This window comes from Bacillus sp. AM 13(2015) (assembly GCF_001518755.1).
GTDB classification, from domain to species: domain Bacteria; phylum Bacillota; class Bacilli; order Bacillales; family Bacillaceae; genus Bacillus; species Bacillus safensis.
Map to the genome: position 1 here is coordinate 1 of NZ_LKCP01000053.1, position 23,969 is coordinate 23,969.

Sequence of the window (23,969 nt, forward strand, 5' to 3'; positions counted from 1 at the left end):
GACAAAGAATGCGAGGGTTTGTCTACACGCTGAGACTGCGAGAAGGCAGTTTTTCTAGATTAAATATCTTGATCTGTATCTATCTTAGCTGGTTTTTTCAGCTCGCGGCCTTTCCACATCAGCCAAATTTGTGCCGCGATATAAAGGGATGAATACACCCCTGTTAATAAGCCGACAAGTAAGGCGATGGAGAAGTTTGTAATCGACGCTGATCCGAAGATAAGCAGTGCGACAACAACGACAAGTACAGTCAGCACCGTATTGACAGATCGCGTAAAGGTTTGCTGTAAGCTTAAGTTCACAATGTACGATAGATCTTCAATGGTTTTCGGTTTACGTTTCTTCATTTGCTCACGAACCCTGTCGAAGGTAACGATCGTATCGTTGATCGAGTACCCGATGACCGTGAGGATCGCGGCAATGAAGGTGACATCCACCTCTAAGCGCGTAATACTAAAGAAGGCCACGATAAAGAACGCATCATATAGCAATGAAATAATTGCCGCAATCGCCATCTTATACTCAAATCGGACGGATACATATAAAATGATCCCGATGGAGGCAATGATGACGGCATATAGCGCATTACGGGCAAGTTCTTTTCCGACAGTCGGAGACACTGTACTTACGTTTGGCTCCGTTCCGTATTTATCTTTGAAGTAATCTTTCACTTCAGCAATCTTTTCTTTGTTCGGCACACCGACAAATCTCGCTGCTGCCTGATTCTCTTTTTGACCCGATAACACGACACTGTCTGTCTCAAGGTCAAGCTTTTTAAAGTCTTGCTCGACTTGTTCAGTTGACAGCTTGTGATCACTTTGAATATCAATTCTAGTTCCACTTGTAAAGTCAATTCCCGCATTCAGCTTGAAGATGGAAAGAACGATGATTCCCGCAATGGTGATAGTAGCTGAGAAAATCATAAATCCTTTACGTTTGCTGACGAAATCCCACTTATCAAATGGTGTTTTTGGCTCGGTGGTTTCTGTTGTTTCATGGATGTTCATAATGTCTTTTTGACGAACACCAAACCAGCCTTTTCTCCGGTCAAGATAGCGGCTTTCAACAAGAAGACCGAGAAGGAATCTTGATAGGAAAACAGCTGTGATAAAGCTTGTTAAAATCGAGAGGATGAGCATTGTTGCAAATCCTTTTACAGAGCTTGTCCCGAAGAAGAACAGCACTCCGCCGGCAATAATACTTGTTAAGTTAGCATCAAAGATCGTCGCAAATGATCTGCGGTTCCCTGATCTGAAAGCAGAACGGACTGATTTGCCGAGCTTCAGCTCTTCCTTGATCCGCTCATAAGTAATAATGTTGGCATCGACAGCCATCCCTACCCCTAAAATGAGTGCGGCAATTCCAGGCAGTGTCATAACCGCGCCCATCCAGTCAAACACTTGCAGCGTAATGTAGATATAAGCTGAAAGTGTGATGACAGCTATAAGACCAGGTAATCGGTAATAAAACAGCATGAATAAGAAGATAAATGCGATTCCTACTATTCCTGCAAACACTGTTTCGTTCAGTGCTTGTTCACCAAACTGTGCACTCACAGATGTGGAATATTTTTCTGTTAATTTCACTGGCAATGCCCCGGCATTTAAAATACTCGCAAGGTCTTTTGCCTCTTGGACAGTAAACTTTCCTTCTATTTGTACGTCACTGCTGTTAATCTCTTGATTCACATTTGGTGCAGATACATACTTGTGGTTTGATTTTGAGACTTCTTTTTTGAAGGAATCTCCTTTGTGGTAATCAAGCCAAATGACAAGCTGATTATTTGGTGCCATCGCTGCTACTTTTCTTGTGACGTCACCAAATTTTTTCGCATCCTTTAGTTTAACCGTCACAATTGGCTCATTCGTTTGACTGAATGTTTGTTTTGCACTATTTTCGACTAGGTCAGCCCCGTTTAGGAGTTCTTTATCATTCGTATCTCTGAAGGATAGCTGTGCTTCAGTGGAAAGAATCTCCCTTGCTCTGTTTTGATCTTTTACACCCGCAAGCTGCACGCGGATACGGTTGTTGCCTTCAATCGAAATGTTCGGCTCACTTACACCAAGCACGTTTGCTCTTCGGTTAAGAGCCTCCACTGTACTAACGAGAACACTATTTGTGATCTTGTCCTCTTTTTTCACTGGATGTACATCATACAGGACTTCAAATCCACCCTGTAAATCCAGCCCTAGCGTCATATCTTTCGCAACAGGCTTTGTTAGTAAGCCCACGCCAGTTCCGATTAACAGAACCACTAAGAAAAACGCAAGAATGCGCCCTTTTTTCATTATGTATTTCCTCCTTAAACACCTGAATCCATTAAGATGGCTTATTTTAACAGTTCATCAAGCATATTCTTGCCATCTTCACTGTCCAAAAAAGCAGACGTTTTAAACGACTGAACGGTTGCATAGTTCATAAATTCGCCTATTTTCACAGATAAGATATCTGCAACCATTTCATGAATCGGATACTCTTGTTTTTTCTTCCACTTCTTATTCTCTAAGTATGACCATAATTCCTCTAAATCTACATCTTTATAGCCCAAAACGATGAATTCTTCAAGCTTACTGAACAGAAAAGGCTTTAAATGGTCTTTGTAAATAGCAGCTGGATGTTGTGTCATTGCGTAGCTCCCCCTTTTCAGTTTTTTATCGAGAGACTTGTCATGCTTGGACGATATACACGCATATCTTATTGTATATGATTCTATGTCGTTTGAGAAGGCAGGTGATCTGTGATTTGACGAAGCAAACGTTTTTAAAGGGGACCATTATTTTAATTTTAGCAGGTTTTATCACGAGAATATTGGGTTTTGTCAATCGAATTGTCATTGCGAGGTTCATTGGCGAAGAAGGGGTCGGGCTTTATATGATGGCTGCACCTACCTTTTTTCTCGCCGTGACGCTCACGCAATTCGGACTGCCTGTCGCCATTAGTAAGCTTGTCGCAGAAGCAGAAGCCCGGGGTGACAAACAGAAAACAAAACGTATTCTGGTCATGTCTCTTGCGATAACAGGAACACTCAGCCTGATTTTCACGCCGCTCTTCTTATGGTTTGCGCCCATCATGGCAGAAAATATGCTGACAGACCCTAGAACGGTCTATCCACTGCTTGCCATTACACCCGTCGTACCAGTCGTCGCCATTTCCAGTGTGTTAAGAGGGTATTTCCAAGGCAGACAGCAAATGAGTCCGCTAGCGATGTCTCAAGTTCTGGAACAAGTCGCAAGAATTTCATTAGTGGCGGTATGTACAACGGCTTTCCTTCCTTACGGGATTGAATTTGCGGCAGCAGGTGCGATGGTGTCATCTGTGATTGGAGAGATGATTTCACTTGCTTACTTACTGATCGCCTTTCGCTATAAAAAGACCATTCGTATTCGAAAACGATTTTTTAAGGCGATTCATGACGGGAAGGACACATTTAAGCAGCTGATGAGCATTGCCCTGCCAACAACAGGCAGCCGTTTTATCGGAAATATTTCGTGGTTTTTAGAACCGATTGTTGTCGCGCAAAGTCTTGCCATTGCTGGATATGCGGCTGTTGAGGCGACAAGGCAGTACGGGGAGTTGACCGGGCTTGCTCTGACCCTTTTGACACTGCCTAGTTTTATTACGTATTCACTCTCCACTGCATTAGTTCCGGCGATCAGTGAAGGCATGGAGCAGAATAAACGTAAAACGGTCGAATACCGGCTGAAGCAGGCGATGCGCCTTTGTTTACTCAGCGGAGGCATTTCATGTATTATTCTTTTCGTTTACGCAGAAGATTTAACGCTCTTTATGTATGGTTCGTCGCATGCAGCCATTTATGTGAAATTCATGGCGCCGTTTTTCCTTCTATATTATTTTCAGGGGCCCCTTCAAGCCGTGCTTCAAGCACTCAATTTAGCTGGTGCGGCGATGACCAACAGCCTGATAGGTGCAATTGTAAAAACAGGGATGATTTTTGTTCTTGCTTCACAGCCTGGCTTTGGCATTATGGGCGCAGCACTTGCGATCTTAATCGGCATCATCCTTGTCACACTGCTCCATGCGGCAACTGTTGGAAAGGTGCTGCCTATTCATTTACCATTAAAGGAATATGGACTTTGCGTCCTTGTGATTATCGGTACGGGGGCTGTCAGTCTTTGGCTGAAATCTCAAGTAAACGGACTCTTTTCTGCTCCTATTGAACTTGTAACACTCATCTTTGTTACGTGCATGCTGTATGTCATTCTATTAATCTGCCTAGGACTAGTGAAACGAGAAGAGCTGCGCCGCATTCCGTTCATTGGGAAGCTGTTTTAGCTCATCTCTTTTTGATCACTTCATCTTTCAAATCAATATAAAATGTTTTTTGATTAAAGCTGCAGTAAGAGATTTGCTCGATATCATGGTAACCTCTTTTAGCAAGCTCATCTTTCAACCACTGTTCATTTTGATTGATTTGCTTAAGGTGATCATGCTGCACTACACCGTCCGCAACAAGTGGAAGCTCAAGCGCTGCATGTTTGAGCTTGTTTTCTTTTTCGACGACGGCGAGCTTTCCAGACGGCTCTAAAATAGCGTAAGAGACATCCTGAATACTGTCGATGTTATTTTCTCTTAATTGAATAAGCAGGTCATCAAAATTGTATCGCTGTTTTCTCATAGCACCCTCGTCTATTTTGCCATTGATGATGAGCAAGACCGGTTTGCCGTCAAGAAAGCGCCGGACGCCTTGGAATTTCAATGAGAGATAGGCAAGTGTGATTTGAATGAAGGTTAACAGCAGGATTGGCCAAACCGTATGTAACATGTGATCCTCTACTTCTTCTATGGCAAGAACCGCAATTTCTGCAATCATCATAAAAATGACTAGATCTAAAATACTCAGCTCGCCAATTTCCCTTTTGCCCATTAAGCGAAAGATAAACCAAATAAGAAAATATAAAATGATGGTTCTCATGGAAATGATCAAGATGTCCTGCATGTGATGTAAACCCTCCTTCTCCAACATAGCTTGTGTCAAAACACTTTATTTATGTAGAAAAGAAACGTCTGAAACATGTCTATTTTTTCTCCACTGTGAATACATTTTAGTAAAAGACAAGCTTCGGTCAATTGGAGAGGAGACAAATCACATGCAAGAAACAAAACATATTGGAAAAGGCATTTTATCCGGATTAATTGCCATTTTTGTCGTGATGGTTGTCACAAGTTTACTTGTGTCGCTCATGCTTACATTCACAAGTATGCAGGAATCATCATTTAAATGGATGATTATGATTTTGTCCTTTGTTGCCCTGTTATTAGGAGGCATCATTTCTGGCGGGAAAGCAAAGGAGCGCGGCTGGCTAATTGGTGCCATCACATCTATCATTTTTTCTCTCACTGTATTTTTATTTCAATATTTGGGGTTTGGAAAAACGTTTTCACCAGAGCAGTTCATCTATCATGGGGCATTTTTAGGCATTTGTATGCTGGGGGGAATGATTGGCGTCAATCTTCGAGGCAAATAAAAAAAAGAGCGGTTCATATCGCTCTTTTTTTATTGCTATGTATCGGAGGATTAGCCTTTGTCAGCTAATTCTCTAATAGCACGGCGATCGAAAGTTAAACGGTTGTTTTCGCTTGTTTTGATGACCACTTTTGATTCATCAATTGAGTCGATTTCACCGTGTAAACCACCGATTGTGACGATTTTATCGCCTTTTGATAAAGATTGCTGCATCTGACGCACAGCTTTCTGTTGCTTTTGCTGTGGACGGATTAACAAGAAGTAAAGCACAGCAAACATGACAACAATCATAATGATTGAACCCATACCACCATCCATTCTATTTCACCCCTTTCTAAAGCATTGTAAAGCCTTTCGTTTATGCGTTAAAAGTTTTTCGCATTTGGTTTGTTAAAGCCATAACGCTCAAAAAACTCTTCTTTAAAATCACCTAAACGATCCTCACGGATAGCTTCTCTCACTTGCTCCATTAATTTTAACAGAAAATGAAGATTATGATAAGTTGTTAATCGAATTCCGAACGTTTCATTTGTTCGGATGAGATGTCTAATATAGGCGCGTGTATAGTTTTTACACGTATAGCAGTCACAGTTCTCATCGATTGGTCTAAAGTCACGCTCATATTTTGCATTTTTCACAACAAGACGGCCTTCACTTGTCATTAAGGTACCGTTTCTTGCAATTCGCGTAGGCAGTACGCAGTCAAACATATCTACACCGCGAATGGCGCCGTCAATTAAGGAATCTGGCGAGCCGACACCCATTAAGTACCTTGGTTTGTCTGCCGGTAAAAATGGTGTAGTGAACTCAAGTACACGATTCATCACATCTTTTGGTTCCCCTACAGATAAGCCTCCGATGGCGTAGCCTGGGAAATCAAGTGAAACAAGGTCTTTTGCACTTTGTTTTCGAAGCTCTTCGTATTCTCCGCCTTGGACAATTCCAAACAGCCCTTGATCCTCTGGACGCTGGTGCGCTGTTAGACAGCGCTCTGCCCATCTGCTTGTCCGCTCCACAGAACGTTTCATGTAATCGTACTCTGCAGGATATGGCGGGCATTCATCAAATGCCATCATAATATCAGAACCAAGCGCATTTTGGATCTCCATGGCTTTTTCAGGAGATAGGAACAGCTTGTCTCCGTTTAAATGATTACGGAAGTGAACGCCTTCTTCTTCAATTTTTCTAAATTCACTCAATGAGAAAACTTGGAATCCGCCTGAATCAGTTAGAATGGCTCGATCCCAGTTCATAAATTTGTGCAGACCGCCTGCTTCTTTTACGATATCGTGGCCTGGACGGAGCCATAAGTGGTACGTATTGCTTAAGATGATGCCTGCATCCATTGCCTTTAATTCTTCAGGCGCCATTGTTTTGACTGTAGCCAGTGTACCTACTGGCATAAATACAGGTGTTTCAAAAGAGCCGTGCGGTGTATGAACGCGGCCAAGACGTGCACCTGTTTGTTTGCATGATTTAATGAACTCATAACGTATCGGTAATTGCGACAAAAATGAGCCCTCCTGTCTTTGTTGTATGATGTTATTGAATCAGCATGGCATCGCCAAAGCTGAAGAATCGGTATTCCTCTTTCACAGCCTCATTGTACGCTTTTAGTACGTGCTCTCGTCCAGCTAATGCGCTGACAAGCATAATTAACGAGGATTTTGGCAGATGGAAATTTGTGATCATGCCATCAATTGCCTTGAATGTGTAGCCAGGGTAAATAAAGATCGACGTCCAGCCGCTTGAGGCTTTGAACTCACCATCGTGTGCGCTTGCAATGGTTTCAAGCGTTCTTGTTGACGTTGTGCCGACTGAAATAATCCGTCCGCCTTCTTTGCGAACGCGATTGAGCTCATCAGCTGTTTCTTCATTCATTTCATAAAACTCTGCATGCATTTCGTGTTCTTCAATACGTTCTGCACTTACCGGACGAAACGTGCCAAGCCCCACGTGCAGCGTAATAAAAGCAATGTGAACACCTTTCGCTTTCAGCGCATCCAGCAGCTCGGTTGTAAAATGGAGACCGGCCGTTGGGGCAGCAGCGGAACCAACCTCTTTTGAATAAACGGTTTGATAGCGTTCACGGTCGTCAAGCTGCTCTTTAATATATGGAGGCAGCGGCATTTCACCAAGGGATTCAAGCACTTCATAAAAAATGCCTGTATATTGAAACTCGACTTTTCTTCCACCATGTTCCATTTCCTCTGTACATACCGCTTTGAGCCGTCCATCACCAAAAGTGATAACCGTCCCTTTTTTCACCCGTTTCGCTGGTTTTACAAGTGTTTCCCAGTTGTCTCCTTCTTCTTGCTTCAAGAGAAGCAGCTCAACTTTGGCACCTGTATGCTCTTTCATCCCAAACAATCGTGCAGGCAAAACGCGAGTATTGTTTAGAACGAGACAATCACCTTTTTGAAAATAATCGATGATTTGTGAGAATGTATCGTGTGTAATCGCACCCGTCTGTTTGTTTAAGACCATCAGTCTTGATGCATCTCTTTTTTCAAGCGGCACTTGTGCAATCAATCTTTCTGGTAAATCAAAATCAAATAGTTCTAGCTTCATTTCCTTCACCTATTCTGTAGTTAACTAGTTAACGTTATTTCATCCGTCCAAAGATATTCAGTAATATGGTTAGTACGATGCTAATGACAATGCATGTAATGACAGGAAAAAAGAACGTTACATTTCCTTTTTTCACAAAAATATCACCTGGAAGCTTACCAACCAATTGAAACACTAATCCTGCGGCAAAAAGGACACCACCTAAAATCATTAATATTTTAGGGAATTCAGTCACGAATCGGAACCTCCATTTGAAAATGTTCATACGCTTCTCTTGTGACGACCCGCCCTCTTGGTGTTCTTTGCAGGAAACCAATTTGCAGCAAGTACGGTTCGTACACATCTTCAATCGTATGTGATTCTTCTCCAATTGTCGCTGAGATTGTATCAAGACCAACCGGACCGCCTCTAAATTTTTCGATCATACTTAAAAGGAGCTTATGGTCTATATGATCGAGGCCAAGCCTGTCGACTTGAAGACGCTCAAGGGCATCTTCCGCAATGTCCTGCGTAATAGCATGATTCCCAAGCACTTGCGCAAAATCTCTTACTCTTCTGAGCAAACGATTGGCAACCCTCGGTGTTCCCCGGGAACGTCTCGCAATCTCTTCGGCAGAGCGAATATCGATCCCAATCTCAAACAGCTCGGCTGTTCTTGCCACAATGTGAGCCAAATCTCTTTGCTCATAGTATTCCAATCTTGCATGTACCCCAAACCTATCTCGAAGCGGCGCTGTTAACAGCCCGACACGGGTCGTTGCACCTACAAGCGTAAATGGCGGTAAATCAAGCCGTACAGAGCGTGCTGTATCTCCTTTTCCAATGACAATATCTAAACAAAAATCCTCCATTGCTGGGTACAGCACTTCCTCAATTGAGCGCTGCAAGCGGTGAATTTCATCAATAAACAATACATCACCTGGCTCAAGAGACGTTAAGATGGCCGCCAAATCTCCAGGACGCTCAATGGCTGGTCCTGACGTTGTACGCAGCTGAACATTCATTTCATTGGCAATAATCGACGCAAGCGTTGTTTTCCCAAGTCCAGGAGGTCCATATAAAAGGACGTGATCAAGCGTTTCCTGCCGCATGCGGGCAGCTTCAATAAATACGCTGAGATTATCCTTTACTTTTTGCTGACCGATATATTGGCTAAGTGTCTGTGGCCGCAGACTTTGCTCAATGGCTGATTCATGGTTGTCTGCTTCAGTTGAGACGAGCCGTTCATCCATGAGACATCACCCTATTTCAACATTTTTTGTAAAGCTTTTTTCACATATTGATCGGTTGTGAGATTCTTTTCTTCTTTTAATAATGGAAGAACCTTTTTAATTTCACGATCACCGTATCCAAGGACACTCAAGGCTTCAAGCGCTTCATCTAATGCAGTTTGCTGCGTTTCAACCTGAATGTGGTCCTCGTGATTAAATAAGTTGCCAATCATTTCTGGTACCACATCTGCAAGTTTTCCTTTTAGATCCAAAATGATTTGACGTGCTGTTTTTTTGCCCACACCTGGGAATTTAATCAGGAACGCTTCATCTTCACGTTCTATCGCTGAAATGACAGCGCCAGGATCACCGGAAGCAAGAATAGCGAGAGCGCCCTTTGGCCCTATTCCTGTGACATTTAACAGTTTTGTAAACAGCGCTTTTTCTTCTCGTGTTTGAAAACCGTATAACGAAAATGCGTCTTCCTTTATGTAATGATACGTATAAATCGTTTCTTGTTTATTTACTCGATAGATAAACGGGTTTGGGGTATAGACTTGATATCCCACTCCGCCGTTTTCAATGACAACATATTGCGGGCACACATAATCAATGGTCCCTTTTACAAACTCTATCACCGTTTTCACCTCTTTGACTGTTCTTCATTGTAACATAAATCGAGGAGAAAACCGCAATAAAAGTTAACATACGTTCGCTCAGTACATTTTTATCATGAAACCACGAAAAACAGCTTGCGGTCTTCACACCAGCAAGCTGTTACACGCTTTAAAACGATATTTCATTTCGGTAAGGCTTCATGACTTCAAGCACATGCTCAAATTCATCCTTTGTTCGAAAAGGAATGCCTTGCTCAAGCTGTTTTTCCACATGACTTTCTAAACGGGACGTATCAATTTGAAAAAAGAGATGAATAGGCTCCGCCCAGCCGTCAGGCCTTCCATGAAACGTAGAAATCACACCGTCCTCTGATAATCCGATATATCCATTTGCTTTACTTAATGGAGAGATATCATCAATTTGCTTTCTAAAAAGGGCAAAATCCTCTTTTTGTTCTACCAGCGTCCAGCCTTTATACTGCGCCCAGAATGTGTCTTTGTCTTCTAATGATGCCCGGTGTCTTTCAATACTCACATCGCCGTCTAAATAGACTTTTTCAAGCTGGACGGTGATAGAGTTTGACTGCTTTTGCAAGTGTTCTTTCCCTTCCATATCTACAGCGAAAAAAAGCACACTTGTCATGATAAGTCCTGTAACGAAACATTTCATCTTCACTTTCACTATTTACACCTCTTTAGAACATGAGATCGATGCATGACATATGTAGTTTGACCCATTTTTCTAAACATTAACCAAATCGATGATTCAAATGTATGGTAAGAGTCTTTCGTTGTATCCTTCATTCGTAAATGTTATGTTTTATACAATCCATTGCTTTATCGAGTGACACGTTTTTTCATCATTCGTTTTTCAGCCGCATAAACTGAAACCAAAGAAGGTGAAGTCAATGTCAGATGTCAAAAGATTAGCCGAATCGATTCAGTATCATGAAGAGAAACGTTTTCATAAGCTTGCCTATAAACCAGCAGAGCTTGAACTGTGCGGCAAAGGAAGAAGTGCCTATGTCTTTTTATACAAAAAAGACGGCAAGAAAATGGCACTAAAAGTCTTTTTCCCTTCTTATCAGCATATTGCCCGCAAAGAGGCTGCCATTTACGAAAAACTTTCTGGTTCGTCTTACTACCCTGAGATTTATGAGTCTGGGGATCAGTATATTTTAATGGAATATATTAAAGGCTACACATTCTATGAATGCCTTACAAAAGGAATTCCTATTAAAAAACAGATGATTAATCAAGTCGATGATGCGCTGGAGGAAGCGCGCGAGAAAGGATTGAATCCTTCTGATATCCATCTGCGCAATCTGATCTTAACAAAAGAAGGACGGATCAGAGTCATTGACGTTGCCAGATTCACGCAAACGAAAGCATGTCATCAATGGGATGATTTAAAAGCCGCTTATGCTTATTACCAAAAACCTTTTTTCCCTAAAAAAGCACCGCGTCTGTGGCTTGAAGTGATTGCTTATTTGTATAAAAAGAACTGGCTGTCCCGCGGGCAGCTTAATAATCGGAATGATTTTTCTGCATAACGAAAGCCGCTCTCTTTTGAGCGGCTTTTTGCTGTTATTCTGTTTCTACATGGATACTATTGACGTTTAATAGGTTAATGATTTCATTATTCAGCTTAAACCAATGATTGGCTTCTTCAATTTTTTTATACACATCATAGGTAGCTGGACGTTTGAGCTCGAAATCAAGCACTTCCCCATTGTTCATATGAAATGTTACCTTAAATACTTTCATCATAAGATCACCTTCCACTCTTCTTGTTCGCTGGTCAAATAGATCAGCTCTTTTCATTCATTCTCTATTCAACTCGTTTCCCCTCCTTCTTTCCATTCAAACCCAAGAAGTTTAAATTTTGTTTAAATTCACACAACATATCTATCTCTCATATCTGCAAAGAAGTATATTAGTGAAAAAGGAGGCTGCCCTTGATGAAGCAGAAAGAGAAACGAACATCTCCAGAAAGAAAAACAGTCTTTTTTCATTTAACAGATGCTCTCATTCCGAGTGTGGACATGATGGCATATGCAGCAAAGGCATTTTTTCACCTTTTAAGAAAAGCCTTTTCAGCGGTTTGATAAAACCCCGCACAGCATCGTGCGAGGTTCTTTTTTTATGGCTGATAAATTTGACTTCCTTGACTGACAAACTCCTTCGCCTTCTTTTCCATTTCTCTTTTTACTTCTTCAGATTGATTGCGGATATCATGAGAAATTTTCATACTGCAAAACTTCGGTCCGCACATCGAGCAAAAGTGAGCGGTTTTAGCGCCTTCGGCAGGCAATGTTTCATCATGGAACGCCAAGGCTCTTTCTGGATCAAGTGACAGGTTGAATTGGTCCCGCCACCTAAATTCAAACCTCGCTTTCGATAAAGCATCATCGCGCTTTTGAGCCGCAGGATGTCCTTTTGCTAGATCAGCAGCATGTGCAGCAATTTTATAGGCGATCACGCCTTCTCTCACATCTTCTTTGTTCGGCAGACCTAAATGCTCTTTTGGCGTTACATAGCACAGCATTGCTGTTCCGTACCAGCCGATCATGGCCGCACCGATCGCGGATGTAATGTGATCATAACCAGGTGCGATATCTGTTGTAAGAGGCCCTAACGTATAAAATGGTGCTTCCTTGCAAATGTCCATTTGCTTGTCCACATTCTCTTTGATTTTATCCATTGGGACATGTCCGGGCCCTTCAATCATTACCTGCACATCATGTTTCCAAGCAATCTCTGTTAACTCACCTAACGTTTCCAGCTCTGCAAACTGCGCCTCATCATTGGCATCAGCAATCGAGCCTGGTCTAAGTCCATCTCCAAGTGAAAAGGCGATATCATATTTTTTCATAATTTCACAAATGTCTTCGAAGTGAGTGTAGAGGAAATTCTCTTGATGATGAGCAAGACACCATCTTGCCATAATTGCACCGCCTCTTGAAACAATTCCGGTCACCCGATCGACAGTGAGCGGAATATATCTTAACAGCACGCCAGCATGAATCGTGAAATAGTCTACACCTTGCTCCGCTTGTTCAATTAATGTGTCCCTGTACACATCCCACGTCAAATCTTCTGCGACTCCATTCACTTTTTCAAGGGCCTGATAGATGGGAACGGTTCCTACTGGGACTGGGCAATTCCGAATGATCCATTCTCTCGTTGTATGAATATCCTTTCCAGTAGACAGATCCATCATTGTATCTGCCCCCCATCTGATCGCCCATGTCATTTTTTCAACCTCTTCATCAATGGATGACGTGACAGCTGAATTGCCAATATTCGCATTGATTTTGACATGAAAATTTCTTCCGATAATCATTGGTTCACTTTCTGGATGGTTAATATTCGAAGGAATGACGGCTCTTCCGCTCGCCACTTCCTCTCTAACGAACTCAGGGCTTAGCTCTTCTCTAATTGCGATAAACTCCATTTCAGGCGTAATGATGCCTTTTTTGGCATAATGCATTTGCGTCACGCGCGCTCCTTGTTTCGCGCGGAGCGGCTTATGATGAAAATTAGTTTGGACAGAATGGATGGACTCCTTCTCCCTTGAACGGTATCCATTATCCTCCGGTCTTACATGACGCCCTTCATAGCTTTCTGTATCTCCTCTTTCTTCAATCCATGCTGCCCTAAGACGCTTTAACCCCTTTGTGACGTCAATATGAACGTTCTCATCCGTGTACGGTCCACTCGTATCGTATACACGGACTGGTTCATTTTTTATGTCGCCCGCCTCTGTCACAGTATGTGAGAGCGTAATCTCTCTTTTTGGCACTAAGATATCGGGTCTTGATCCTTTCTCATACACCTTATGGCTGCCGTCAAAGCTAGATAACAATGATTGGTTGGATGGGACACTTTTCTTTTCTTTCATTTGCTGTTCTCTCCTTTTCTTCTTGTCACCGGACAGGATGGAATCAGCACCAGCAAAAAACCAGGCTCTATTTAAAGAACCTGGTTTCGTCGTCAGAAATAAACATGCATATCATTGATATGATACATGCATCATCTTCAACTTCCCCACGCTGGTACGAGCCAGATCAGGTCCAAAGGGTTAAGAAGCTTATACTTCTCTCTCAGCCCATTTACGGGCACCCCTAGTCACTTTTATTGATTTCCACATCAGTGTAGCATAGAGACATCATGAAGAAAAGAAGATTCAGGAAAATAGTTCCTTTCCCCTACAAGCGTTATAGATCATGTTGATATACAGTCTTCTATACATCATCTATCTCTCTCATTTCAATTAAATCTGAAATAATCATTGATCCTTTTCTCCTATTATGTATAATTAATCTAAACGGAGAATTTTTATACAATTTATTTAAAGGAAGTTCTAGTCGATTGCAAACATTTCTCACATTTATCGTCGTAGGATTCTCAATTGCTCTGCCTGTTGGAGCAATCACGGTTGAAATGACAAAACAGGGACTGAAAAACGGATTTTTTCATGGTTTAACTGTCGGAGCAGGCGGTATGACCATAGACTTATTACTCATCTTGGCTTTATATGCTGGATTTGCTCAGTTTTTATCTTTGCCGTTTGTTCAAATCCCGCTCTGGCTGATCGGAGCTGTATTTTTAATGATTCTCGCATACGATTCCATTAAAAATGCGGATCAAGACATCCATTTAGCAGGAGAAAAGGTCAATAAATCATTCGCGAAAACATATCGAAACGGCTTGCTTGTGGCGGTATCTCCAGGAAATCTTGTGTTCTGGGTTTCTGTTTTTGGTGCTGTACTTGCGGATGCTTATACAAAAACAGATTCATCTGAATTTATGCTGGCTGCCGGCGGTATTTTGGCAGGGATTCTCCTTCATGACATCGGTCTCCTCACCCTTGTATCCTTAACAAGAAAAGTGATGAATCGGACGATGATCAAGTGGACATCCATTATTGCTGGTATTTTATTATTAGGGTTTGGCTGTTATTTCTTTTACGAATTTTATATAGGCATCAAGGTTTATTTTTAAGAAAAGGCTAAAGTTCGTGATGAACTTTAGCCTTTTTTGTGTCAAACTATCGGGTCATGCCTGTTTGTCCTGTTTCAAATTGCGTTCTTCTCATATCTCTAAAGCGTGTGAATGCACCTTCATCTTTCATGACTTGGACTGCTCTTCCATCCGCATAACGAGTCGCTGCTTCTTCTACTTGTGATACGCCTTCTGACGTCAGGCGGCCATCTGATTTAATGGCAATATACACATTCTCATCCGTCACCATGACTTGAGAGTCTGCCACGTGATTCATTTTATTGACGCGGTTGGCAATTTTTCTTGAACGCTGGATGTTCTCTTGTTTATCGTAGCCTGAGAACGACATTTGGTTATGATAGTTCATATCTCCATGACTGTAGCGTCCATCTCCACCTGCAAGAGGCATTCGATCATCGGCTTGAGGACGTGTACGGTAATCAACATTCGTTGTATTCCCACCGTTCATCCCTTCCATGAGTTCAGAAACTGGTCCTTGATGATCTTGGTTATTGTCATCTGCACGGTTATTCGAATGATATCCGACCGGCTGACCTGATTGATTATGCCTTGTATCTACACCTGCATTGTCATTTGTACCACATGCTGTTAACCCAATAGGAAGAAGCACTAATGCGATTGTTTTTTGCCATTTTTGTCTCAAACGAAAAACCCCCTGCACAAATTCAATCTCATGAGCGCGAAACAGGCTCTGTTTTAGCATGTACAGTTAGGAAGAAAATCAAGCTGTCAGTTATAAACAAAAAAAGGAACGATTGAGATCGTCCCTTCTGGTATGGTGACAAAAGGCTAAAATGTTCTTGATTTTAGCCTTTTGTCTTCTTTTCAGCGTAATAGAAAACCTTTGCATTCTAGGAAGGACGAGCACAGGAGCGGAACGAATTTGACATTCGTGAGCACCGGAGCGCAGACCTGACACCGAATGCGAGGGTTTGTCTACACGCTGAAAGGAACGATTGAGATCGTTCCTTCTGTCATTAATCCTCTTCTTCCTCCTCCGGCCTTGCAAATACGGATTGGCCTGGATATGGCTGCATATAAGGCTGAGCAGGATAAGCACCCATTTGGCCATAAGGAACAGGATTCGGATAATGTCCTGGCCAAGGCTGATGATGCTTCATGCCATCATCACATCCGCAGTCTTCCTTGCCGTATGCTGCATTTGAGACGTTTGGATAAAAGCCTTGATTTACGTTGGCATTTGCATTGGCGTTTGAATGCATATGGTGATGCCAGTGATGTCCGTCGTTTGCATGGTGCTCATGATTTTCCCCGTAGTAAGCAGGCGCTTGATACGCAGGATAATATGGATGAGCCGGGTATGGATATGGCATCATATGATGGTGATAATATGGATGGATAGGATAACATAGTCCTGATCCCGGTAAAATTGGCGATGCCGGCACCATTTGCTGCGGATATGGATACATCCCCGGCATGTAATGACCATGACCATAACCAAAATAAGGATCATATGGTTCATGATGATGGTGCTGGTGATGATGCTCGTTATTTTCAGCCACTCCTCCTACCGCTGCCCCTCCCACATTTGGCATTTGCGGGAAGTTAGGAAGGTTTGGGTAATTGCCATGCTCCATGTCTTTTCCCTCCTCTTTTTGATGCGGAATATGAATAAACGGGTCATATCCCTTTGCCACTTCATCTTTTAGATGACCTTTATTTTCATGGTGAAAATGGTCTTTGTTATCTTTATGGTCCTTATTTTCATGATGGGAATGACCCTTGTTATCTTTATGGTCTTTATTCTCATGATGAAAATGATCCTTGTGATCTTTTTTCTCGTGAACGTGATCTTTTTTCTCATAATGATCTTTTTTGGGAGGAGGCGTGAATGGCTGGTAGAGATTGGTCTGATAATAGTTCACATCGACTTGTGGAAAAACTGGCTGCTCGATCTTTGGCACTGGCGGTACATAAGGTACCGGTTCATTTGGCTTTTCCTTCGGTTTTGTATCTTGCACTTGCACGACATCTTTTGGCTTTTCTTTCACATACGGATGTTCTTTCGTTTTTGGCATTTCTTTTGCTTTGTGATGATCTGTTTTCACAGGAACACCACTAGATGGAATTTTAATCTTCATACCCGGCATGATCAAATCAGGATTACTGAGCTGAGAATTTAGTTTTTTCAATTCTTGAAAGTCGACTCCGTATTTCTTTGAAATTTTCCAAAGGGAGTCTCCTTTTTGCACAATATGAATTTTCAACGTTTTCCCCTCCTATGCAAAACGTGAACGTAACGGTTATGTCAGAAGTACAATATGTTTCAACATAAATTTATGCCTATTTACAAGCCGATATGATAAAAACTTGTTTTCTGATAGGAGGGGCAGATCATTATTTAATGGCGAGCATTTTCTCGAGTGCAAGCAAAGCGTCTTTCGTGATGTCTTCATTGACCTGTATCAACCCGACCGGCTGACCCTTTTCAATGCTTTCAAGTGACCATAGCAAATGAGGCAGATCAATCCGGTTCATCGTCAAGCATGGACACATATCTGGGTTAAGGGATTCAATTTGTTTATCTGGGTGCTGCGCTATGATCCGTTTGACTAAATTCATCTCTGTTCCAATCGCCCACTTGCTGCCTGCTGGCGCCTGTTTGATCGTATCAATAATAAATTTCGTTGAACCTGCTAGGTCAGAAGCCCTTACGACCTCATGCGTGCATTCAGGATGGACAAGAATTTGAATGTCACGGTCTTTTTTTCTCATTTCTTCTATATTCCGAACGGTAAATTTCTCATGTACGGAGCAATGGCCCTTCCATAAAATCATCTTGATCCGGGAAAGCGGCTGATCGGTGATGAGCTTTTCTTCTATCTGATCCCAGACAGCCATTTCTTCTAGCGGAATACCTAAATCAAAAGCCGTATTACGCCCTAGGTGCTGATCAGGGAGAAACAGAATCCGCTCTTTTTGCGTCATCGCCCACTCGAGTACTTTTTTAGCATTTGATGAAGTAACAGTCGCCCCGCCATGCTTGCCGACAAATGCTTTAATATCTGCTGTTGAATTGACATACGTAAGCGGAAGTATTGTATCTCCAAACAGATCAGTGAGCTGCTCCCATGCTCTGTCTGTTTGTTTCATGTTTGCCATATCTGCCATGGAACAGCCTGCCCTCATATCTGGCAATACGACGCTTTGATTCTTGTTTGACAGCATATCTGCCGTTTCTGCCATAAAGTGAACACCGCAGAACACAATGTATTCAGCCTCGTGATTGTCGGCCGCTATTTGTGCCAGCTGCAATGAATCTCCTGTTGCATCTGCAAATTCGATGACCTCATCCTTTTGATAATGATGGCCCGGTATAAAAAGCTTTGATCCAAAAGCCCGCTTGATTTCTAACACTCGCTGCTTCATTTCATCATCAGAGCGGTGTTTATATTCATCTGGCATCATGGCTGCATGTTGATTGGCTAATACATTAAGCATGGACATGAGTTGTTCCCCCTTTAAGACTGAATTCCATATTCATACTAAAATCAAATGCTGGAGCAGAATGTGTGAGAAAACCAAGTGAAATCAAGTCGACTCCTGTCCCCCTGTAGCTTGGCAATGTCTCTAGCGTAATGCCCCCTGAAGCCTCTGTCAGAATGGACTCTGGCGTCATTTGTTTAAAACGTTTAACCTCGTCCGGAGAGCAGTTATCAAACATGATGACATCCGCTTTTGCATCAATGGCTTCCATTAGCTGCGTTTCTGATTCAATTTCCACTTCAATTTTTACCATATGACCGGCATATGCTCTTGCTTTCTGTACAGCTTCACGAATAGAGCCGCATGCGGCAATATGATTATCTTTAATCATGACCCCATCTGATAAGCCAAAGCGATGATTCTTTCCACCGCCTGTCTTCACTGCGTATTTCTCTAACATACGCAAGCCGGGTGTCGTTTTTCTCGTATCACAAATCGTAATAGACGGGTCACCTAATCGCTGCACCGCCTCATGCGTTAAGGTGGCGATACCTGTCATTCGCTGCAATAGATTTAAAATGACCCTCTCTCCCTTTAATAAGTCGTTGACTGGGCCCTTTATTTTCGCCAGTACAGCGCCTGAATGAATCCAATCACCTTCTTGAAAAAACAGCTCAGTTTGAATCTGTTCATTCAACAGGCGGTAACCTATTTCAATCAGTTGTGATCCTGCCAATACACCAGATTGTTTCGCAATGATAAGAGCTGTTCCTTTCTTGTCTCCAAAGATGGCATCAGCTGATACATCTCCAAAGCCAATATCCTCTGTAAAAAAATGAGTGAGCATTTGTTTTAACTGTAAACGTTCCATTTGGCACCGATCCTTTCATTTTTCATGATATGAATATGACCTTTTTCATGAACAATCTGCCTGCCCTGCCACAACGCATCGCTTCGCTCTGGATAATCCATTCGATAATGGCCGCCTCTGCTTTCTGTACGGAGTAATGCAGATTTAGCAAGGCAAACCGCTAATGCCCATTGATTGCTTAATTCGATCTGTTCATTTGTGATATCCTTCACATTAATTTGCTGAAAAGTGACATGCTGTAACGTATGAAGCAAAGTCTGCAAGCCCTTTTCATCTCTCACAATGGCTGCAAATGTAGTCATCCATTGTCTCAGCTGAGCTGTTGAAATCATCGGAACCATCCATATTTCTTGAATAGAAAAAGGTGGACTTGTTTCTTTCTGTTTAGGCAGCTGTTCAATTCTTTGTGCCGCTTTGCTGCCTAATACGAGACCTTCCAGAAGAGAATTACTCGCCAATCGATTCGCACCGTGTAAGCCAGTACAGGCCGCTTCTCCAATGGCAAATAGCGCTGGAACAGTCGTTTCTCCATATTCATTGACGCTGATACCGCCCATTAAAAAGTGCATACCCGGGGAAATTGGCAACCTGCCGCTCGCCATATTGACACCTGCACGCTGACACATCGCATCTATCGCTGGAAAACGGGCTGAAAAATGCGGAATATCATGGATGTTAAGATACAATTGATGGCCTAATTGCTGCTCATGAAAAATAGCTCTAGCGACCACATCTCTAGGTGCTAAATCAGCTTGTGGGTGAATACCTTTCATGATCCGCCTGCCTGTTTCATCTTCTAAATAAGCTCCCTCTCCCCGTACTGCCTCTGAAATGAGACCAACTGCTTTTCCATCGATTGTCAAAAGAGTTGGATGGAATTGAACAAATTCTAGATCCACTAATTGCGCACCTGCTCGATAGGCCATCATTAGTCCGTCTCCTGTGACAGAAGGATCATTTGTGTTTGTCTCATATAGGGAGCCGCAGCCGCCTGTTGATAAAACAACGGCATCTGCGGTCATTGTTTGTACGTGTCCTGTCTCGTCTTTCCATACAACACCCTTGCATGTCCCTTCATGAACCAATAGATCAATGACATGATGATATTCATATAAATGAATATGTGAGCCGAGCTGACTTTTCAGATACTGTACAAGGGTTTTCCCTGTTTGATCTCCTCCTGCATGCAAGATGCGATGAGTGGTGTGTGCCCCCTCTTTGCCTAATTGCGGCTCTCCCGCTTCATCTTGATCAAATGGACAGCCATCTGCTACGAGCTGCTGCACAAGATGTTTTCCAAGTCTCACGATTTCTTGTACGGTTCTTTCATCATTGTGGTCACAGCCAGCATCTAGTGTATCTTGCACATGTTGCTCAGCTGAATCATGTGCTGAAAAGGCAGCAGCAATTCCACCTTGTGCCAGCATGGAATTACTAGATGAAAATTGTTTTTTGTTCATCATGATGACCTGGCAGTTTTTCGAGATATTTCTTGCAAAGGAAAGCGCTGCAATGCCTGATCCCACCACAATAACTTTTTTGATTGATGACACCATTGCCCCTCCTGTCATTTACACCTGTCTTGACACATATCATTACACAACACTAAAATAAATACAAGAAAAAATTTTCACACGGGAGATGGATAGGTTGGTTTATTTAGATTACGCAGCTTCTACACCTGTTTCAGAAGAAGCACTGCATGTTTTTGAGCAGCTGAGTAAAAATTTCTACGGAAATGCAAGCAGTCTTCATGATGCTGGGGGAAAAGCAAATGACATATTGACTTACAGCAGACAATCACTCGCTGCCATGATCGAGGGTGAACCAGATGGGATCTACTTTACAAGCGGTGGAACTGAATCCAATCTCCTTGCGATTCAATCGATCATCAATGGACTGCCAGCACATAAACAGCATGTCATCACAACTTCAGTCGAGCACCCTTCTGTTCATCATGCAGTTAGCAGCTTAGAGCGGCTTGGCGTAAAAGTCACGATCATTGAACCGAATCAGGATGGAATCATAACAGAGGACATTCTCAAAAAAGCAATATTGCCTGAAACAGGGCTCGTATCTATTCAGCATGCTAATTCAGAAACAGGGATTATCCAGCCGCTTGCTGAATTAGCACCTCTTTTAAAAGAAAGGAACATTCTTTTTCATACAGATGCTGTGCAAACATTTGGAAAGGTACGTGTGTCCATCAAAGAACTTGGAGTCGATGCCGTGTCCATCTCAAGTCATAAAGTGTATGCTCCTAAAGGCGCTGGTGCCGTTTATATGGGCTCTCATGTTCCTTGGAAACCTTTATATACAGGAGCAGTTCAGGAAAATGGCTTACGTCCAGGGACAGTGAATGTACCGTGTATCGGTGCTTTTGCTGCTGCAAGTGAACAAGCAATGCTTAGGCTGGATGAACAGCAAAAATTAGATGAACAGCTGCGTGATTATTTTCTTCAACAGTTAAAAATCAGACAGCTGCCAGTTCGTACACTTCAGGACAATGACAATCGCCGCACGCTGCCTCATATTATTGGTTGTTTTTTTGAAGGGTTTGAAGGACAATATGTAATGTTAGCATGTAACCGGCATGGGATTTGTCTATCAACTGGAAGCGCATGTGCTTCTGGTTATCACCATCCTTCCCCTGCTGTGAAGGCATTGCGTGTATCAGATCGTGATGCCCTTCAATTTATTCGACTATCATTTGGATGGCAGTCATCAAAAGATGACATCGATCAGCTTTTGCATACATTTGAGCATTTGCAAAAGGAGAAGAAGGGAGCTTAGGACGTGGAGCAAGAGAGGAAACTCATTGGCGAAGAAAGAAGAACCGCCATTTTAGAGTGGCTGAAAGAAACAGACACACCGCTTACTGGAAGCTTTTTAGCTAAAAAAGCGGCTGTCTCTCGACAAGTCATTGTACAAGATATTTCATTATTAAAAGCAAAAAATGAACCCATTATTGCCACAAGCCAAGGCTATGTGTATATGGCAGCGCAGCATGCGCCAGAAAGAGAAATTGAACAAATCATCGCCTGCAAGCATGATCCTGCTCGCACAGAAGAGGAACTGACCTTGATTGTAGACTTTGGAGTGACGGTGAAAGATGTGATCATTGAGCACCCTGTTTATGGTGAACTAACGGCCTCCATTCGCGTCAGCACACGGAAACAAGTCGCTGATTTTGTCCATCATATTTCTAACACCGGCGCGTCCTACTTGTCAGAACTAACAGACGGGGTGCATTTGCATACTCTCACTTCTTACAGCCAAAAGCAGCTTGACCAAGCCATTCAAGCGCTGGATGATGCTGGGTTTTTAATAAAAGACTAAAAAAATAGTGTCCTGGATGGGACACTATTTTTCATTCGTTAATTCATATGTTTGATAGCTGCCGAGCAGCTTGACCTCACAGCCAATCGCTTCTAATTCTTGAATCGCACCAGGGACTAGGACATCATCCATTTCTTTTTCGATGTCAATAATAAATAAATAATGTCCAAGACCTGTTTTTGTCGGACGGGATTCAATTTTTGACAAGTTGAGATTCCGCCAAGAAAAAGCAGACAGCACGCGGTGCAATGCACCTGATTGGTCATCCTTAGGCAGACTGACCACAATGGTCGTTTTTGGCTTTGATGAGAAACCAGAATTCATTGGGAACGATGCGTTAGGATCTTTATGTAAAATCACAAAGCGTGTATGGTTGTGCGGATAATCATGAATGTCTTTTTTCGCAATCGTCAAACCATACGTTTTTGCGGCAATTTCATTGGCAATAGCCCCGACAGCTTCATCTGGATGCTCACTGATGTATTTTGCTGCATAGCCTGTTGATTCCACTGGCCGGTGAGGAATATGAGGGTACTGTTTTTTCAGAAATTGATGACACTGGGCAATCGCGTGAGGATGTGATTGAATGACATCTAACGTCTCCCAGCTCTCCGCTCTTGATGGGTGGACAAGCAAATGCTGCCGTATCGGTGCTGTCATCTCCCCCACAATGGACAACGCTTCTTCATGAATTAAATAATCAATCGTTAAGTTCACAGATCCTTCGAGTGCATTTTCAAGTGGAACGACCGCCAAATCGACTTCGCCCTTTGACACAGCATCCATACATTGCGGAATCGTTGCATAGGCACGCTGCACCGCATCTTTTGGAAAACAAGAGCATACGGCCAAATGAGTAAATGTTGCCTCTGGTCCAAAATAACCTACAGTTAATTGCTTCATCTGCTATGATCTCTCCTTTTACGCCCCAGAACCTAGAATTTCAACTTTTTCGACAAATTCAAGCTTTCTTAAATGATTCATGACGGTGTTAATATCATCGGCCATACCTGCCGTACTAATCGATAGGGTGACATTCGCTCTTCCTTGCAGCGGAATCGTTTGGTGAATGGATAACACATTACAGCCAGAGTCAGCCACAATTTGAAGCAGCCTTGACAGAGCCCCAGACCGGTCCTCAAGGTGGAAAAACAATGTGATGATCTGCTCTTTCACCATTGTATAAAATGGAAAAACAGCATCTCGGTATTTATAAAAAGCACTGCGGCTTAAATCCGCTTTTTGAACAGCATCGGCAACTGAATCCGCTTTTTTGCGATCGAGAAGCTTTTTGACTTCAAGCGTTTTTCGCATCGCATCTGGAAGTACATCCTCTCTTACTAAATAGAACGTTTCTTCTTTCACCTGTTTTCTCCCCTTTTAAAAACGGGAGAGCCCAT

The 23,969-nt window shown here is 42.5% G+C and carries 26 protein-coding genes and 1 riboswitch; of the genes, 7 read left to right on the top strand and 19 right to left on the bottom strand.

Annotated features, from left to right (window positions below; translation table 11 throughout):
* Window positions 1-59: 59 nt before the first annotated feature.
* Both secDF and AOQ70_RS08155 read right to left on the bottom strand, forming a co-directional pair.
* Window positions 60-2,288 carry a protein translocase subunit SecDF gene (secDF, locus tag AOQ70_RS08150; RefSeq protein ID WP_039180313.1) on the bottom strand — a complete coding sequence of 743 codons (2,229 nt, stop codon included), beginning with the start codon at window positions 2,286-2,288 and terminating at the stop codon, window positions 60-62.
* Window positions 2,289-2,329: 41 nt separating this feature from the next.
* Window positions 2,330-2,626: a post-transcriptional regulator gene (locus tag AOQ70_RS08155; RefSeq protein ID WP_003216788.1), complete on the bottom strand. Its 297-nt coding sequence runs from the start codon at window positions 2,624-2,626 to the stop codon at window positions 2,330-2,332.
* A gap of 116 nt (window positions 2,627-2,742) precedes the next feature.
* On the opposite strand from AOQ70_RS08155, the gene spoVB reads away from it, so the two are divergent.
* Complete coding sequence (gene spoVB, locus AOQ70_RS08160) at window positions 2,743-4,293, top strand: stage V sporulation protein B (protein WP_059375672.1); 1,551 nt, start codon at window positions 2,743-2,745, stop codon at window positions 4,291-4,293.
* 1 nt (window position 4,294) lies between these two features.
* On the opposite strand, the gene AOQ70_RS08165 is transcribed toward spoVB, so the two are convergent.
* Window positions 4,295-4,957, bottom strand: coding sequence for a DUF421 domain-containing protein (locus AOQ70_RS08165; protein ID WP_039180318.1), 663 nt, complete (start codon window positions 4,955-4,957; stop codon window positions 4,295-4,297).
* 151 nt (window positions 4,958-5,108) lie between these two features.
* Between AOQ70_RS08165 and AOQ70_RS08170 the strand changes: the two genes are divergently transcribed.
* Entirely contained in the window at window positions 5,109-5,486 is a 378-nt protein-coding gene (locus AOQ70_RS08170; RefSeq protein ID WP_039180321.1) for a TIGR04086 family membrane protein, read from the top strand.
* A 50-nt stretch (window positions 5,487-5,536) separates the two neighbouring features.
* On the opposite strand, the gene yajC is transcribed toward AOQ70_RS08170, so the two are convergent.
* From yajC to AOQ70_RS08205, 7 genes are all read right to left on the bottom strand, one after another.
* On the bottom strand, window positions 5,537-5,803 hold the full coding sequence (yajC, locus tag AOQ70_RS08175; protein WP_008360993.1) for a preprotein translocase subunit YajC: 267 nt from the start codon (window positions 5,801-5,803) through the stop codon (window positions 5,537-5,539).
* 47 nt (window positions 5,804-5,850) lie between these two features.
* Window positions 5,851-6,996, bottom strand: coding sequence for a tRNA guanosine(34) transglycosylase Tgt (gene tgt / locus AOQ70_RS08180; protein ID WP_034321314.1), 1,146 nt, complete (start codon window positions 6,994-6,996; stop codon window positions 5,851-5,853).
* Window positions 6,997-7,027: 31 nt separating this feature from the next.
* Window positions 7,028-8,056 (bottom strand): tRNA preQ1(34) S-adenosylmethionine ribosyltransferase-isomerase QueA, encoded by a 1,029-nt coding sequence (gene queA, locus AOQ70_RS08185; protein WP_039180328.1) that lies wholly within the window; start codon window positions 8,054-8,056, stop codon window positions 7,028-7,030.
* Between the two features lie 34 nt (window positions 8,057-8,090).
* On the bottom strand, window positions 8,091-8,291 hold the full coding sequence (locus AOQ70_RS08190) for a DUF2905 domain-containing protein (RefSeq protein WP_012010741.1): 201 nt from the start codon (window positions 8,289-8,291) through the stop codon (window positions 8,091-8,093).
* Entirely contained in the window at window positions 8,284-9,288 is a 1,005-nt protein-coding gene (gene ruvB, locus AOQ70_RS08195; RefSeq protein WP_024423143.1) for a Holliday junction branch migration DNA helicase RuvB, read from the bottom strand. The genes AOQ70_RS08190 and ruvB overlap by 8 nt, the downstream gene beginning before the upstream one ends.
* A gap of 11 nt (window positions 9,289-9,299) precedes the next feature.
* A complete protein-coding gene (ruvA, locus tag AOQ70_RS08200) occupies window positions 9,300-9,905 on the bottom strand; it encodes a Holliday junction branch migration protein RuvA (RefSeq protein WP_024423144.1) in 606 nt (201 codons plus the stop codon).
* Window positions 9,906-10,053: 148 nt separating this feature from the next.
* Window positions 10,054-10,554 (bottom strand): intercompartmental signaling factor BofC, encoded by a 501-nt coding sequence (locus AOQ70_RS08205; RefSeq protein ID WP_180272430.1) that lies wholly within the window; start codon window positions 10,552-10,554, stop codon window positions 10,054-10,056.
* A gap of 238 nt (window positions 10,555-10,792) precedes the next feature.
* Between AOQ70_RS08205 and AOQ70_RS08210 the strand changes: the two genes are divergently transcribed.
* The gene (locus tag AOQ70_RS08210; RefSeq protein ID WP_059375678.1) at window positions 10,793-11,437 is read left to right on the top strand and encodes a serine/threonine protein kinase; all 645 of its coding nucleotides are present in this window, start codon (window positions 10,793-10,795) and stop codon (window positions 11,435-11,437) included.
* A gap of 34 nt (window positions 11,438-11,471) precedes the next feature.
* Here the strand turns inward: AOQ70_RS08210 and AOQ70_RS08215 are convergent, their stop codons facing one another.
* Window positions 11,472-11,654, bottom strand: coding sequence for a hypothetical protein (locus AOQ70_RS08215; protein ID WP_008342761.1), 183 nt, complete (start codon window positions 11,652-11,654; stop codon window positions 11,472-11,474).
* 191 nt (window positions 11,655-11,845) lie between these two features.
* Between AOQ70_RS08215 and AOQ70_RS19710 the strand changes: the two genes are divergently transcribed.
* Window positions 11,846-11,992 (top strand): hypothetical protein, encoded by a 147-nt coding sequence (locus AOQ70_RS19710; protein ID WP_180272418.1) that lies wholly within the window; start codon window positions 11,846-11,848, stop codon window positions 11,990-11,992.
* A 35-nt stretch (window positions 11,993-12,027) separates the two neighbouring features.
* Here AOQ70_RS19710 and thiC read toward each other — a convergent pair whose 3' ends face one another.
* Window positions 12,028-13,788: a phosphomethylpyrimidine synthase ThiC gene (gene thiC, locus AOQ70_RS08220; protein WP_059375681.1), complete on the bottom strand. Its 1,761-nt coding sequence runs from the start codon at window positions 13,786-13,788 to the stop codon at window positions 12,028-12,030.
* 126 nt (window positions 13,789-13,914) lie between these two features.
* Window positions 13,915-14,023, bottom strand: a riboswitch (TPP riboswitch).
* A gap of 235 nt (window positions 14,024-14,258) precedes the next feature.
* Between thiC and AOQ70_RS08225 the strand changes: the two genes are divergently transcribed.
* Window positions 14,259-14,891, top strand: a complete 633-nt coding sequence (locus tag AOQ70_RS08225) for a LysE family transporter (protein ID WP_024423148.1) — start codon at window positions 14,259-14,261, stop codon at window positions 14,889-14,891.
* Between the two features lie 46 nt (window positions 14,892-14,937).
* Here the strand turns inward: AOQ70_RS08225 and AOQ70_RS08230 are convergent, their stop codons facing one another.
* From AOQ70_RS08230 to nadB, 5 genes are all read right to left on the bottom strand, one after another.
* A complete protein-coding gene (locus AOQ70_RS08230; RefSeq protein ID WP_059375683.1) occupies window positions 14,938-15,555 on the bottom strand; it encodes a YhcN/YlaJ family sporulation lipoprotein in 618 nt (205 codons plus the stop codon).
* Between the two features lie 334 nt (window positions 15,556-15,889).
* Window positions 15,890-17,140 (bottom strand): SafA/ExsA family spore coat assembly protein, encoded by a 1,251-nt coding sequence (gene safA / locus AOQ70_RS08235; protein WP_059375685.1) that lies wholly within the window; start codon window positions 17,138-17,140, stop codon window positions 15,890-15,892.
* A 130-nt stretch (window positions 17,141-17,270) separates the two neighbouring features.
* Window positions 17,271-18,380, bottom strand: a complete 1,110-nt coding sequence (gene nadA / locus AOQ70_RS08240; protein ID WP_039180349.1) for a quinolinate synthase NadA — start codon at window positions 18,378-18,380, stop codon at window positions 17,271-17,273.
* Window positions 18,367-19,230, bottom strand: coding sequence for a carboxylating nicotinate-nucleotide diphosphorylase (gene nadC, locus AOQ70_RS08245; RefSeq protein ID WP_059375688.1), 864 nt, complete (start codon window positions 19,228-19,230; stop codon window positions 18,367-18,369). The genes nadA and nadC overlap by 14 nt, the downstream gene beginning before the upstream one ends.
* Window positions 19,212-20,786: an L-aspartate oxidase gene (nadB, locus tag AOQ70_RS08250; protein WP_059375691.1), complete on the bottom strand. Its 1,575-nt coding sequence runs from the start codon at window positions 20,784-20,786 to the stop codon at window positions 19,212-19,214. The genes nadC and nadB overlap by 19 nt, the downstream gene beginning before the upstream one ends.
* Before the next feature lie 94 nt (window positions 20,787-20,880).
* On the opposite strand from nadB, the gene AOQ70_RS08255 reads away from it, so the two are divergent.
* Both AOQ70_RS08255 and AOQ70_RS08260 read left to right on the top strand, forming a co-directional pair.
* Entirely contained in the window at window positions 20,881-22,023 is a 1,143-nt protein-coding gene (locus tag AOQ70_RS08255; RefSeq protein ID WP_197414602.1) for an IscS subfamily cysteine desulfurase, read from the top strand.
* Window positions 22,024-22,026: 3 nt separating this feature from the next.
* Window positions 22,027-22,569, top strand: a complete 543-nt coding sequence (locus AOQ70_RS08260; RefSeq protein ID WP_041086449.1) for a transcription repressor NadR — start codon at window positions 22,027-22,029, stop codon at window positions 22,567-22,569.
* A gap of 24 nt (window positions 22,570-22,593) precedes the next feature.
* On the opposite strand, the gene pheA is transcribed toward AOQ70_RS08260, so the two are convergent.
* Both pheA and AOQ70_RS08270 read right to left on the bottom strand, forming a co-directional pair.
* On the bottom strand, window positions 22,594-23,472 hold the full coding sequence (gene pheA, locus AOQ70_RS08265) for a prephenate dehydratase (protein ID WP_024423155.1): 879 nt from the start codon (window positions 23,470-23,472) through the stop codon (window positions 22,594-22,596).
* Window positions 23,473-23,490: 18 nt separating this feature from the next.
* Window positions 23,491-23,934, bottom strand: a complete 444-nt coding sequence (locus AOQ70_RS08270; protein WP_059375694.1) for an ACT domain-containing protein — start codon at window positions 23,932-23,934, stop codon at window positions 23,491-23,493.
* Window positions 23,935-23,969 lie beyond the last annotated feature (35 nt).